Source organism: Microbacterium sp. NPDC056052 (assembly GCF_042266785.1).
GTDB lineage: Bacteria > Actinomycetota > Actinomycetes > Actinomycetales > Microbacteriaceae > Microbacterium.
In genome coordinates, this window is sequence record NZ_JBHJWV010000003.1 from 173,552 (window position 1) to 186,287 (window position 12,736).

The 12,736-nt window shown below is 71.3% G+C and carries 10 protein-coding genes; 6 read left to right on the forward strand and 4 right to left on the reverse strand.

All coding sequences use genetic code 11. The annotated features are described in order from the left end of the window. Window positions 1-253: 253 nt before the first annotated feature. Entirely contained in the window at window positions 254-664 is a 411-nt protein-coding gene (locus ACFC1J_RS07350) for a hypothetical protein (RefSeq protein WP_375903913.1), read from the forward strand. 6 nt (window positions 665-670) lie between these two features. On the opposite strand, the gene bcp is transcribed toward ACFC1J_RS07350, so the two are convergent. Genes bcp through aroA form a run of 3 tightly spaced genes read right to left on the reverse strand, consistent with a single transcriptional unit; the run spans window position 671 to window position 3,610 of the window. After that, window positions 671-1,147, reverse strand: a complete 477-nt coding sequence (gene bcp, locus ACFC1J_RS07355) for a thioredoxin-dependent thiol peroxidase (protein WP_375903915.1) — start codon at window positions 1,145-1,147, stop codon at window positions 671-673. A gap of 37 nt (window positions 1,148-1,184) precedes the next feature. After that, window positions 1,185-2,276: a ribosome small subunit-dependent GTPase A gene (locus ACFC1J_RS07360; RefSeq protein ID WP_375903917.1), complete on the reverse strand. Its 1,092-nt coding sequence runs from the start codon at window positions 2,274-2,276 to the stop codon at window positions 1,185-1,187. Next, window positions 2,273-3,610, reverse strand: coding sequence for a 3-phosphoshikimate 1-carboxyvinyltransferase (gene aroA, locus ACFC1J_RS07365; protein WP_375903919.1), 1,338 nt, complete (start codon window positions 3,608-3,610; stop codon window positions 2,273-2,275). The genes ACFC1J_RS07360 and aroA overlap by 4 nt, the downstream gene beginning before the upstream one ends. A gap of 118 nt (window positions 3,611-3,728) precedes the next feature. Here aroA and ACFC1J_RS07370 point away from each other — a divergent pair, with 118 nt between their 5' ends. The 4 genes from ACFC1J_RS07370 to ACFC1J_RS07385 are packed head-to-tail and all read left to right on the forward strand — an operon-like array spanning window position 3,729 to window position 7,326. Continuing rightward, a complete protein-coding gene (locus ACFC1J_RS07370; RefSeq protein WP_375904485.1) occupies window positions 3,729-4,346 on the forward strand; it encodes a sigma-70 family RNA polymerase sigma factor in 618 nt (205 codons plus the stop codon). Continuing rightward, window positions 4,343-4,588, forward strand: coding sequence for a mycothiol system anti-sigma-R factor (gene rsrA / locus ACFC1J_RS07375; protein ID WP_045273924.1), 246 nt, complete (start codon window positions 4,343-4,345; stop codon window positions 4,586-4,588). Before ACFC1J_RS07370 ends, rsrA begins: the two co-directional genes overlap by 4 nt. A gap of 59 nt (window positions 4,589-4,647) precedes the next feature. Further along, a complete protein-coding gene (locus tag ACFC1J_RS07380; protein ID WP_375903921.1) occupies window positions 4,648-5,955 on the forward strand; it encodes a GNAT family N-acetyltransferase in 1,308 nt (435 codons plus the stop codon). Between the two features lie 30 nt (window positions 5,956-5,985). Next, window positions 5,986-7,326: an APC family permease gene (locus tag ACFC1J_RS07385; RefSeq protein WP_375903923.1), complete on the forward strand. Its 1,341-nt coding sequence runs from the start codon at window positions 5,986-5,988 to the stop codon at window positions 7,324-7,326. A 9-nt stretch (window positions 7,327-7,335) separates the two neighbouring features. Here ACFC1J_RS07385 and ACFC1J_RS07390 read toward each other — a convergent pair whose 3' ends face one another. Continuing rightward, window positions 7,336-11,037: a multifunctional oxoglutarate decarboxylase/oxoglutarate dehydrogenase thiamine pyrophosphate-binding subunit/dihydrolipoyllysine-residue succinyltransferase subunit gene (locus ACFC1J_RS07390; protein ID WP_375903925.1), complete on the reverse strand. Its 3,702-nt coding sequence runs from the start codon at window positions 11,035-11,037 to the stop codon at window positions 7,336-7,338. A 227-nt stretch (window positions 11,038-11,264) separates the two neighbouring features. Here ACFC1J_RS07390 and ACFC1J_RS07395 point away from each other — a divergent pair, with 227 nt between their 5' ends. Beyond that, window positions 11,265-12,728 carry a GuaB1 family IMP dehydrogenase-related protein gene (locus tag ACFC1J_RS07395; protein WP_375903927.1) on the forward strand — a complete coding sequence of 488 codons (1,464 nt, stop codon included), beginning with the start codon at window positions 11,265-11,267 and terminating at the stop codon, window positions 12,726-12,728. The last annotated feature ends 8 nt before the right edge of the window (window positions 12,729-12,736 follow it).

The window sequence follows — 12,736 nt, forward strand, 5'->3', positions numbered from 1 at the left end:
GGGGGCTCCTCAGTGTGGAAATGTCATGGGCGCGCGAGTCTCGCGTGCCCGGAATTCAGAAGGCGGCGTTCGGGGGGTCGACGCCCATCGGTGATGCGAGCGGATGCTCGCCCCACGCCGCTGTGGGAGCACATGGCTGTGATCTATTCTCTTACATGAAAGGCGAACGATCAAGGATTTTCTGCACTCCGTGCGAACGCGAGGCGAACCGCGAGCGAACGCCATCGGCCCGACAACCCCCTCAGGAGCCCGCATGCGCCCGTCGAGACTGACCATCGCGGCAGCGGCCGTGCTCGCTCTGGAAGCGGTGGCGCTGCTCGTGGTCACGCTCATGGAGGTGTTCGGCCTGAGCTCGGGCGCCGCGACGTCGCTGCCCTCCGCCCTCGGACTGATCGGGCTCAGCGCGGTGGGAGCCGTCGGGCTCGCCGCACTGGCCTTCGCCGTGTTGCGCGGACGCTCGTTCGGCCGCAGCGGCGGCATGGTGGTGCAGATCCTCGCGATCGCGGTCGCGCTGAGCGCTCTGACGGTGCGGCCGTTCCCGGTCGCGTTCGTGCTCGCGCTGCTGATCCCTGGCGCGATCGGCGCGGTGCTGCTCTTCCTGCTGACGCGGCGCGCGGGGGCCGAAGCCCGCCGGAGCGCCGACGCCGAACGGCAGGACGACTGACGTGCGCTACGCCGCGAGTCCCACGAGCTTGCGGATGCGGGCGACGTGCCCGGTGGCCTTGACGTTGTAGAGCGCATGCGCGATCACGCCGTCCGCGTCGATGACGAAGGTGGAGCGGATCACGCCCTGGATCACCTTGCCGTAGTTCTTCTTCTCGCCCCACACGCCGTACGCGCGGTGGACGGCGAGGTCGGCGTCGCTCAGCAGGGGGAAGGAGAGCGCGTCGCGCTCGGCGAACTGCTTGAGCTTCGCCACGTCGTCGCGGGAGACGCCCAGCACCGTGTATCCGGCGCCTTGCAGCGAGGCGAGACTGTCGCGGAAGTCGCAGGCCTCGGTCGTGCAACCCGGGGTCATCGCCGCCGGGTAGAAGTACAGGATGACGTTCCTGCCGCGCAGGTCGTGCAGCGAGACGGACGCGCCGTCCTGGTCCTGCAGGGTGAAGTCGGGGGCGGTGGATCCGGGTTCGAGGCGCTGCGCAGTCACGCCTCCAGGCTACCCGCATGCCCGAGGGCGGATCCGCTCAGAGCTTGTCCGCGAAGGTCGCGAGCAGCCGCTGCAGGGATTCCAGCCGTGCCAGGCCCGCCTCGCCGAGCGCTCCGTCCGCCGCGGCCTCGTTGAGCGCGCAGTCCTCGGCGTCCGCCCTGTGGGTGCAGCCGCGCGGACAGTTCTCGGCGATCGCGGCGAGCTCGGTGAAGGCGGCGAGGATGTTCTGCGGCTCCACGTGTCCGAGTCCGAAGGAGCGGACTCCGGGGGTGTCGATCACCCAGCCGCCGCCAGCGGAGCGGCCGGATGGCACCGCCCCGTCGGAACCGGGGACCGGGGGAGGGGTGACATAACGCAGCGACACGGTCGACGAGGAGGTGTGCCTGCCGCGCCCGGTCACCTCGTTCACGTGCCCGGTGGCGCGTCCGGCCCCCGGCACGAGTGCGTTCACGAGCGTGGACTTGCCCACGCCGGAGTGCCCGACGAATACGGTCGAGTGCCCGATGAGCGCCGTGCCGATCTCATCGACCGGCATCTCGGCCTGCGCGCTGGTGAAGACCTGGAGGTCCAGACCCTCGAAGTGCTTCAGGAACTCGGACGGATCCGCCAGATCCGTCTTCGTGACCACGAGCAGCGGGCGGATCCCCGCGTCGAGCGCCGCGACCAGGTAGCGGTCCACCAGACGCTCACGGGGTTCCGGATCCGCTGCGGCGACCACGATGAGCATCTGGTCGGCGTTCGCGACGATGACCCGTTCCACCTGATCGGTGTCGTCGGCGCTGCGGCGCAGCAGCGAGGAGCGCTCGAGGATGCCGACGATCCGGCCGAGGCTGCCGTCCTCGCCCGAGACGTCGCCGACCACCCGCGCCGCGTCCCCCGTGACGATCGGGGTGCGGCGCAGCTCCCTGGCGCGCGCCGCGGTGATCGTGCGCTCGTCGTCGCCGCCCTCGCCGAGCAGGACCGCGTAGCGTCCGCGGTCGACCCCCAGCACACGCCCGATCTCGGCGTCGCTGTGCGCGGGGCGGCGCTTGGTGCGCGGGCGATTGGCCTTCGGATTCGGGCGCATCCGGATCTGGGACTCGTCGAAGTCGTCGAGCTCGTCGTCGCCGTCGTCGTCCAGCCAGCTCACGCGCGGGCGCTCCCCGTGCCGTCGACCGCGAGCAGACGCTCCCACAGCTGGGTGAACTCGGGCAGCGTCTTCGCCGTGGTGCCGATCTCGTCGATCTCGACGCCCGGCACGCGCAGGCCGATGAGCGCGCCCGTGGTCGCCATGCGGTGGTCGTGATGCGCGGGCCAGGTGCCTGCCTCCAGCGCGGCGGGAACGACGCGGATGCCGTCCTCGAGCTCCTCGGCCTCGCCGCCGAGCGCACGGAGGTTGCCGGCGAGAGCGGCGATCCGGTCGGTCTCGTGGAGGCGGATGTGGCCGATGCCGGTGATCGTGGTGGGTGCGTCGGCCAGGGCGGCGAGGCCCACGAAGGTCGGCGCGAGCTCGCCGGCCGCGGACAGGTCGAACTCGCCGCCGCGGATGCGACCGGTGCCGCGCACCGTGAGCACGCCGTCCGCGCGGCGCACCTCGGCGCCGAGGTGCGCGAGCAGCTCGGGCAGCAGGGCGCCCGGCTGCGTGGAACGCGCCGGCCAGCCCTCGACCGAGACCTCGCCGCCGGCGACGAGGGCGGCCGCGAGGAAGGGCGCGGCGTTGGACAGGTCGGGCTCGATCGCGATCTCCCTGGATCGCGGCACGCCGCTCTCGACCATCCATTCCCCGGGCGCCGGACGGGACACCTTGATCCCGCGCCGGGTCAGGGCCTCGACGGTCATGTCGATGTGCGGCATGCTCGGCAGCCGCTCCCCGGTGTGCACGAGGTGCAGACCCACGTCGAAGCGCGGCGCGGCCAGCAGCAGGCCGGAGACGAACTGGCTGGACGCGGAGGCGTCGATCTCCACGCGCCCGCCGCGGATGTGCCCGCGCCCGCGGATCGTGAAGGGGAGGGACCAGCTGCCGTTGTCCTCGACGTCGACGCCGAGGTCGCGCAGTGCGTGAATCATGGCGCCCATCGGGCGGTGCAGCGCCGTCTCGTGCGCGGTCAGCAGCACGTCGCCGCGGGCGAGTCCGGCGAGCGGCGCGACGAAGCGCATGACGGTTCCCGCCTGACCGCAGTCGACGGTGGTTCCGCCCGTGAGCCGCGCGGGGACGATGCGGAGGTCGGGTCCGAATCCGCCGGTGCCGGGCTGCTCCTCGACGCCGACGCCGAGGGCGCGCAGGGCGTCGATCATCCGGGCGGAGTCGTCCGAGTGCAGAGGGGCGGAGACGAGTCCCGGCGCGTCCGCGATCGCCGCCAGCACGAGCTCGCGGTTGGTGAGCGACTTGGATCCCGGCACGCGCAGGCGCGCACTCAGGGTGCCTGCGGCGAGAGGCGCGGACCAGCGTCCGCGCGGTGCGGGGGAATACATGGAGGCGCTCATCGGTTCCTACCCTACTGAAGGCCTCCGGCAACGGAGGGCGGGAAGACGGAAGGCAGTGCGCATGCTCGCGACTCTCGAACCGGTGATGGTCGACGAGATCGGCCTAAACTGGCTGGCGATGAACGATCACGCACCGTTGGACGCGCAGCCGGACACGGATTCCTCCGCGCGCCGGGAATTCGAGGAGCAGGCGATCCCCTTCATGGATCAGCTGTATGCCGCCGCTATGCGCATGACACGCAACCCGTCCGATGCCGCGGACCTCGTCCAGGAGACGTTCGTGAAGGCGTTCGCCTCGTGGTCGAGCTTCACGCAGGGCACGAACCTCAAGGCGTGGCTGTACCGGATCCTGACGAACACCTACATCAACATCTATCGCAAGCGCCAGCGCGAGCCCTATCAGGGCACGATCGACGAACTGGAGGACTGGCAGCTCGGCGGCGCCGAATCGACCACGGCCTCGCACAGCCGCTCGGCCGAGGCGGAGGCGATCGACCGGATGCCCGCGTCGGTCGTCAAGGAGGCGCTGCAGGCGGTCCCGGAGGACTTCCGACTGGCGGTGTACCTCGCCGACGTCGAGGGCTTCGCCTATCAGGAGATCGCCGACATCATGAAGACCCCCATCGGCACCGTCATGAGCCGCCTGCACCGCGGGCGCCGCATGCTGCGGGAGCTGCTGGCGGACTACGCCGCGGAGCGAGGAATCGCCACGGCCGGCACGAGGAGCACGAAATGACGGACTGCGGATGCGCCAAGGCGCGGCAGGACCTGGAGGAATACCTCCGCAACGAGATGTGCAAGACGGAGCACTCGGACATCCGCGAGCATCTCGACAACTGCCCGTCCTGCGCGGAGGAGGCCCTGGTCGCGACCACGCTGACCGAGGTCGTGTCGCGGGCGTGCAAGGAGACGGCTCCCGAGGAGCTGCGCGACCAGGTCATGGCACGGCTGCGCGCCGTGCAGGCCGCCGTCCACTGACGAGTCGGTCCGCGTCCCGTGGGCGCCGCATCGTCGGCGGCCGTGGTTAGGCTGGGGGCATGGCAGACCTCGACGCCCGTGACGTCCCCGTCGACCCGACCTCGCAGGAGCGCCTGAGCGCCTCCGGTCTCGAGTACCGCGTCGTCGACCTCTCGGATCCGGTGCAGCTGCGCGGGTTCGCGCGCGCCGACGCACGCGGCTTCCTGGACAAGGAGCCCGACGACGAGACGATCCGCGTCATGGGCGAGATGATGTCGGGGCGACGCAACATCGGCGTCTACGCACCCGGTGCAGGCCTTCCGGTCGCGACCGTGGACTCCTGGGTGACGCCGATGACCGTGCCGGGCGAGTCCGGGGCGCATGTGGACATGTGGGCGATCAGCATCGTCACCGTCGCCGCGACGCATCGCCGGCGCGGGATCGCGCGCAACCTCCTCGAGGGGGAGCTCCGCGCGGCGGCCTCGGCCGGCGTTCCGCTCGCGGGGCTCACCGCCACCGAGGCGACGATCTACGGGCGCTACGGCTTCGGCCCTGCGATCCCGGTGTCGCGCGTGCGCGTGGACGCACGGCGCTCTGGCGGCATCACGCTGCCGGCGGCGGACGGGGTCCCGACGGTCGAGTACCTCGAGCCGGATGCGCTGCTGGCGGCGCTCGGCGAGGTGCATGAGCGAGCACGCCTCGACCGGGTCGGCGACATCCCGGGCTGGCCGCTGCGCTGGCGCCGGATGGCGGGGCTCGCGCCCGGGGACGAGAGGTCCCGCGCCGTCCGCGGCGTCAGGGCGGTCGACGCCGAGGGCGACACCCGCGGCGTGCTGGCGTACACGCTCGACGAACTCCCGGACGAGTTCGGCGCCGACCTCGCGGTCCGCCACCTCGACGCCGAGACGCCGGAGGCGCTGCGCGCGCTCTGGGCGTTCGCCGTCAACCACGACCTCATCCGCACCGTGCACGCGGACCTCCGTCCGATCGACGATCCTCTGCCGTGGCTCGTCGCCAACCAGCGCGCCGTGCAGAGCACGGTGCACGACCACGGCTGGTTGCGGATCCTGGACGTGCCCGTCGTGCTCGCCGCGCGCTCGTATCGCGCCCCGCTCGATCTCGTGCTGCGGGTGTCGGACCCGCTCGGCCTCGCCGAGGGATCCTGGCGTCTGCGGGTCGGCCAGGACGGCACGGGCGTCGTCGAGGTCACGACGGATGCGCCCGACGTCGAGCTCGGCGTCGATGCGCTCTCCTCGCTCTACCTCGGCGGCGTGAGCGCACCGACGCTGCGCGCGGCGGGCCGGATCTCGGCGTCTGCGGAGACGGCGGCGGCGATCCAGAACGCCTTCGGCACCGCCACGGCGCCCGCCCTCACGATCTGGTACTGAGATGTCCGATGCCCTCGCTACCGTGAGGGCATGACCGCACTCCGCCCCGCCGAGGGATCCGACGGCGCCGATCTCGGCACGCACGCGCCATCGGGCCTCGGCCTGGCGCAGGGGATCGCGCTGTACCTCGCCTCGGTCCTCGGCACGGGACTGCTCGTGCTGCCCGGGCTCGCGGCGAAGACCGCCGGCCCGGCCAGCCTCATCGCGGTGGGGGTGATCACGCTCCTGGCGGTGCCGCTCGCCGGGGCGTTCGCCGCCCTCGCGGCCCGCCATCCGGATCCGGGCGGCGTCGCGAGCTACGCGCGTCGCGCCCTCGGGCCGACTGCGGCCAGGGCCACCGGATACTGGTTCCTCTTCGGCGTCGCGGCCGGGGGCCCCGTCGTGTCGGTGCTCGGCGCGCGCTACATCGCGACCGTCGTGGGGATCGACAGCGCGGGCATCCCGTGGCTCGCCCTCGGGTTCCTCGTCGTGCCGTTCGTCGCGAACCTGTTCGGCGTGCGGCTCACCGGCTGGCTGCAGCTGGTGCTCACGGGTCTGCTGCTCGCGATCGTCGTCGTGGTGGTCGCGGTGGCGGCGCCCGCGGTGCGACCGGAGAGCTTCACGCCGTTCCTGCCGCACGGGTGGGGCGGGGTGGGCACCGCGATCGTGATGTTCGTGTGGGCGTTCGCCGGCTGGGAGGTCGGGACGCACATCTCCGGGGAGTTCGCGCGGCCGCGACGCACCATCCCGCTCGCGACGGCCATCACCCTGGTGCTCGCCGGCGGATCCTATCTCGCACTGCAGGTCGTGACGGTGGGCGCCCTGGGGGAGAGAGCGGGGCACGGCGACGTCGTCCTGCTCGATCTCGCCGAGGCCGGAGGGGTGCGCGCGGCGCCGACCCTGATCGGCGTGGTGTCGGCGGTGGTCGCGCTCGGGGTGCTCAACGTGTACCTCGCCGCGTTCGGCAAGCTCGGCGCGTCCCTCGCGTCCAACGGCGATCTGCCGCGCTGGTTCGCGAAGGGCGCCGAGCCCGGCGCGGTGCCGCGGCGCGCCCTGCTGCTCTCGATGGCACTCGTGCTGGCCTACTTCGGGGTGTCCTGGGCGACCGGCTTCGACCTGCAGCCGTTCATCCTCATCCACACCGCGAGCATGGTCGCGGTCTACGTGGTCGGCATGATCGCCGCGATCCGGATCCTGCCGCGGTGCACGCCGGGGTGGTGGATGGCGGTGATCGCCTCGGTCTGCACCGTCGGACTGCTGCTGCTCGCCGGGGTCGCGCTCGTGGTCCCCGCCGCCGTCGCCGTCATCGCGCTCGCCGTGACCGCAGTGCGCCGGGCGCGGGAACGACGACGCGGTGCCCCGGAGAACCGGGACACCGCGTCGATCGGCTGAGTGGACGGCTCAGAGCGTCAGCGCCCGCGAGAGCAGGTCGGCCTGCTCCGCGGCGTGCACCTTCGAGGATCCGGTCGACGGCGCGGCCGATGCGGGACGCGTGATCGGACGCACGACGCGCGGGCCCGGCACCGTCTGGAAGTGCAGCGCGAGGAACGGCCAGGCGCCCTGGTTCTCCGGCTCCTCCTGCACCCAGACGATCTCCGCGTTCGGGTACGTGTCGGCGACGGTCTTCAGCGCGCGCAGCGGCACGGGGTAGAGCTGCTCGACGCGCACCAGCGCGACCTCGGGGTTCGGGTTCTTCTCGAGCTCCGAGACCAGATCCCAGTGCACCTTGCCGGAGTGGAAGATCACGCGCTTGACGGCGTTGCGATCCAGCTCGCGGGTGTCGTCGATGACCGTCTCGAAGCGGCCCTGCGTGAAGTCCTCCACCGGGCTGGTCGCACCGCGCAGACGCAGCATCGCCTTCGGCGTGAACACGATGAGCGGTCGGCGGGGCTTCGCGTAGGCCTGGCGGCGCAGCAGGTGGAAGTAGCTCGCGGGCGTGGAGGGGCGCGCCACGGTCATGTTGTCCTGCGCGCACAGCTGCAGGAAGCGCTCCATGCGGGCCGACGAGTGGTCAGGCCCCTGGCCCTCATAGCCGTGCGGCAGCAGCAGCACGACGCTCGACTGCTGGCCCCACTTCTGCTCGGCCGCCGAGATGTACTCGTCGATGACCGACTGCGCGCCGTTCACGAAGTCGCCGAACTGCGCCTCCCAGAGCACCAGCGCCTCGGGGCGCTCCACCGAGTAGCCGTACTCGAAGCCGAGCGCGGCGTACTCGCTGAGCAGCGAGTCGTAGACGAAGAAGCGGGCCTGGTTGTCGGAGAGGTTCGCCAGCGGCAGCCACTCCTGGCCGTTCGCGCGGTCGTGCAGGACCGCGTGGCGCTGCACGAACGTGCCGCGGCGGGAGTCCTGACCGGCGAGGCGCACCGGGGTGCCCTCGACGAGCAGCGAGCCGAAGGCGAGCAGCTCGCCGAAGCCCCAGTCGATCGAGCCGTTGCGGCTCATGTCGACGCGCTTGTCCATCGCCTGCTGCAGCTTCGGGTGCACGGTGAAGCCCTCGGGCTTGTTCGCGTGCGCGTCCCCGATCAGATGCACGACCTCGAGGGGCACGCCGGTGACATCGGGGGTGCCGATCTGCTCGTCGACCGGAGGGAGATCGGGGGCGATCGGCGTGGCGCCGGTCTCCGCCGCGTGCGTCTCCGCGAAGGCGATCTCCAGGCGGTTCTGGAAGTCGGCCTTGGCCTGGTCGTACTCCTCCTGGGTGATGTCGCCGCGGCCGACGAGGGACTCGGTGTAGAGGCTGCGCACCGACCGCTTCGCCTGGATCAGGTCGGTCATCAGGGGCTGCGTCATCGACGGGTCGTCGCCCTCGTTGTGACCGCGGCGGCGGTAGCAGACGAGGTCGATCACGATGTCGCGGTGGAACCGCTCGCGGTACTCGAACGCGAGCTGGGCCACGTGCACCACGGCCTCCGGGTCGTCGCCGTTCACGTGCAGGATCGGCGCCTGGATGGTCTTGGCGACGTCGGTCGCGTACACGGAGGTGCGCGAGTCGTTGGGCAGCGTGGTGAAGCCGACCTGGTTGTTCACGACCACGTGGATCGTGCCGCCGGTGCGGTAGCCGCGCAGCTGCGACATCTGCAGGGTCTCCACGACGACGCCCTGGCCGGCGAAGGCCGCATCTCCGTGGACGAGGATCGGCAGCCAGGTGAAGGTGCCGATCGGCTTGCGGTCCTGCTTGGCGCGGGCGATGCCCTCGAGCACACCGTCGACGGTCTCCAGGTGCGAGGGGTTCGCGGCGAGGAGGATCGGCAGTTCGGCGCCGTCGTCGGCGACGAAGGTGCCCTCCTTGCCGAGGTGGTACTTCACGTCACCGGATCCGCGCTGGTTGCCCGGCTGCATGGATCCCTCGAACTCGCGGAACACCTGGCCGTACGTCTTGCCCGCGATGTTCGCGAGCACGTTCAGGCGGCCGCGGTGCGCCATGCCGATCGCGGCGCCGTCGAGGCCCGCGCCGGCCGCACCCTGCAGGATCTCGTCCAGCAGCGGGACGAGCGACTCCGCGCCCTCCAGCGAGAAGCGCTTCTGGCCCACGTACTTGGTCTGCAGGAACGTCTCGAAGGCCTCGGCTTCGTTGAGCTTGCTGAGCACGCGCAGCTGCTCGTCGTGGCCGGGCTTGACGTACTTGACCTCGACCTTGTCCTGGAACCAGCGGCGCTGATCCGGGTCCTGGATGTGCATGTACTCGATGCCGAGCGTGCGGCAGTAGGAGTCGCGGAGCACACCGAGGATGTCGCGCAGCTTCAGCTGACGCTGGCCGCCGAAGCCGTTCGTGACGAACTCGCGGTCCAGATCCCAGAAGGTGAGCCCGTGGGTCTCGATCTCGAGGTCGGGGTGCGTGCGCTGCACGTACTCGAGAGGGTCGATGTCGGCCATCAGGTGGCCGCGCACGCGGTAGGAGTTGATGAGCTCCTGCACGCGGGCGGTCTTGTCGATGCGCTCGGCGAGGTCGACCGCGATGTCCTTGTTCCAGCGGATCGGCGCGTAGGGGATCCGGAGGGCGCGGAAGATGCTCTCGTAGAAGCTGCGCTCGCCGATCAGCAGCTCGTGCACCTTCTTCAGGAACTCGCCGGAGCCCGCACCCTGGATGACGCGGTGATCGTAGGTCGAGGTGAGCGTGATGGTCTTGCCGATGCCGAGCACGTCGATCGTCTTCTGGCTCGAACCCTGGAACTCGGCCGGGTACTCGAGGGCGCCGGCGCCGATGATGCAGCCCTGACCCTTCATCAGGCGCGGCACGGAGTGCACGGTGCCGATGCCGCCGGGGTTCGTGAGGGACAGCGTGGTGCCCTGGAAGTCGGCGGCCGTCAGCTTGTTGCCGCGGGCGCGCGAGATCAGGTCCTCGTAGGCCGACAGGTACTCGCTGAACGTGAGGGACTCGGCGCGCTTGATGCTCGGAACGAGCAGGGCGCGGGTGCCGTCGGGCTTCGGGATGTCGATCGCGATGCCGAGGTTCACGTGCGCGGGGGCCACGACGCTGGGCTTGCCGTCGACCTCGGCGTAGTAGACGTTCTGGCTCGGGAACTCCTTGAGCGCCTGGATCAGCGCCCAGCCGATGAGGTGGGTGAAGGAGACCTTGCCGCCGCGGGTGCGGGACATGTGGTTGTTGATGACGATGCGGTTGTCGATCATCAGCTTCGCGGGGACCGTGCGTACGCTCGTCGCGGTCGGGACCGTGAGCGACTCGTCCATGTTGGCGGCGAGCGTCTTCGGCATGCCGCGCAGCGGTGTGACGACGTCCTCGTGCTGCTCGGTCCCGGGCTCCGCGGCGGCGCGGTCCTGCGCCTGGGCGGGGATCGGAGCCTGGCGCGCGGGCTTCGTGGTGGTGCGCGCGACCGGCTGCTGGCCGATCACCGGGATCGGCGCGGTCACCGGATGCGCATCGGCCGCGGCGGCCGGTGCCGCCGACGGCGCGGCGGGGGTTGCGGGGGCGGAGGGAGCCGCCGAGGGCTGGGAGGGATGGTAGTTCTCGAGGACCGGCCACCACTCCTTGTCGACGGAGTTGCGATCGACTTTGAACTGCTCGTACAGCTCGTCGACGAGCCAGGAATTGGCCCCGAACTCTCCATCTCCAGAAGTCCCGACGCCGGTCACCTGGCTCGACACGCTCGATCGCCCTCTTTCATCGCTGAATCTGGTGGGATCCGTCCCCGGTGGTCTCCGGGTATGGCCACTCATCCGGGAGTCAAGCCTAACGTGTCGGCGGTGCGGTGCGGGCGTGGATCGCGGCGTATGGCAGGACCTTTCGCCGCCGCCTCGCACGGAGGCCGTCCCGGGCGGTCCGCCGGACGCGATCCCGTGGCGATCCGGGCGGGGGCGGCTACCCTGAGAGCATGCAGTTCTCCGGCGAACAACCCATGGTCGACCTCACCTACTCCGACGTGTTCCTGGTGCCGCGACACTCGGATGTGACGAGCCGCCTCCAGGTCGATCTCGCGCCGCAGGACGGCACCCCCGCGACCATCCCGCTGGTGTCCTCGAACATGAACTCGGTGACCGGTCCTCGACTCGCCGCGACCCTCGCGCGCCGCGGCGGCATCGGCGTGCTGCCGCAGGACATGCCGCTGCAGGAACTGGACGAGGCGATCCGCTGGGTCAAGCGCCAGCCGGTGTCCTGGGACACCCCGCTGGTGCTCTCCCCGCTGGCCACCGTGGAGGACGCGCTCCGGCTCCTGCCCGCCACCGACGGTCACGGCATCGTGGTCGCCGACGCTCCGGGCGGCCCGGACGGCCTGCACGTCGATGCGATCCACGGGATCCTCCCCGCGGTCCGCCTCGCAACCGCACTGCGGGACGCGCAGCTGGGCGACCTGGTCCGTGCGGACTCCCCGTCGCTCGACGCGGAGGACGTCGCAGACCCTCGTGCGGCGTTCGACGCGATCACGGCCGTGGAGGCCGAGATGGTGTGCGTGCTCCAGCACGGGCACCTGGTCGGCACGCAGACCTCGCGCGGCGCGCTGCGCTCCACGCTGTACCGCCCCGCGGTCGATGCCGCGGGGCGCCTCGCCGTGGCCGCGGCCGTCGGCATCAACGGCGACGTCGCCGCCAAGGCCAAGGCCCTCGCCGCGGCCGGGGTGGACGTGCTCGTGGTCGACACCGCGCACGGTCACCAGGAGGGCATGCTCCGGGCGCTGCGCACGGTGTCCGCGCTCGAGCTCGGCATCCCGATCGTGGCGGGCAACATCGTCACGGCCGACGGTGTGCGCGATCTCGTCGAGGCCGGCGCGTCGATCCTGAAGGTCGGCGTCGGACCCGGCGCGATGTGCACCACCCGCATGATGACCGCCGTCGGCCGCCCTCAGTTCTCCGCCGTGCGGGAGACCGCGCAGGCGGCCGCCGAGCTCGGCGCGCACGTGTGGGCGGACGGGGGAGTGCGCTACCCGCGCGACGTCGCGCTCGCGCTCGCCGCGGGGGCCGCGTCGGTCATGGTCGGGTCCTGGTTCGCCGGCACGATCGAGGCGCCGGGCGAGCTGCAGCTCGACGCCGAGGGGCGCCTCTACAAGGAGTCCTGGGGCATGGCCTCGACCAAGGCCGTGCAGGCGCGCTTCGGCCGTCTCGACGCCTACGAGCGCGCCCGCAAGGAGCTGTTCGCCGAGGGCATCTCGTCCTCGAAGATCTATCTGGATCCGCTTCGTCCCGGCGTTGAGGACCTGCTCGACATGATCACCTCGGGCGTGCGCTCCTCGTTCACCTACGCCGGCGCCTCGTCCGTGCCAGAGTTCCACGAGCGCGCCCTGGTCGGCCTGCAGTCCGCGGCGGGCTACGAAGAGGGCAAGGCGCTCCCGGTCAGCTGGTAACGCATCCG

Bases quoted from the DNA above. Each gene is read 5' to 3' on its own strand.
- ACFC1J_RS07380 (WP_375903921.1), top strand. From the start codon at position 4,648: ATGGCAGACCTCGACGCCCGTGACGTCCCCGTCGACCCGACCTCGCAG.
- ACFC1J_RS07370 (WP_375904485.1), top strand. From the start codon at position 3,729: ATGAACGATCACGCACCGTTGGACGCGCAGCCGGACACGGATTCCTCC.
- ACFC1J_RS07385 (WP_375903923.1), top strand. From the start codon at position 5,986: ATGACCGCACTCCGCCCCGCCGAGGGATCCGACGGCGCCGATCTCGGC.
- rsrA (WP_045273924.1), top strand. From the start codon at position 4,343: ATGACGGACTGCGGATGCGCCAAGGCGCGGCAGGACCTGGAGGAATAC.
- ACFC1J_RS07395 (WP_375903927.1), top strand. From the start codon at position 11,265: ATGCAGTTCTCCGGCGAACAACCCATGGTCGACCTCACCTACTCCGAC.
- ACFC1J_RS07350 (WP_375903913.1), top strand. From the start codon at position 254: ATGCGCCCGTCGAGACTGACCATCGCGGCAGCGGCCGTGCTCGCTCTG.
- aroA (WP_375903919.1), bottom strand. From the start codon at position 3,610: ATGAGCGCCTCCATGTATTCCCCCGCACCGCGCGGACGCTGGTCCGCG.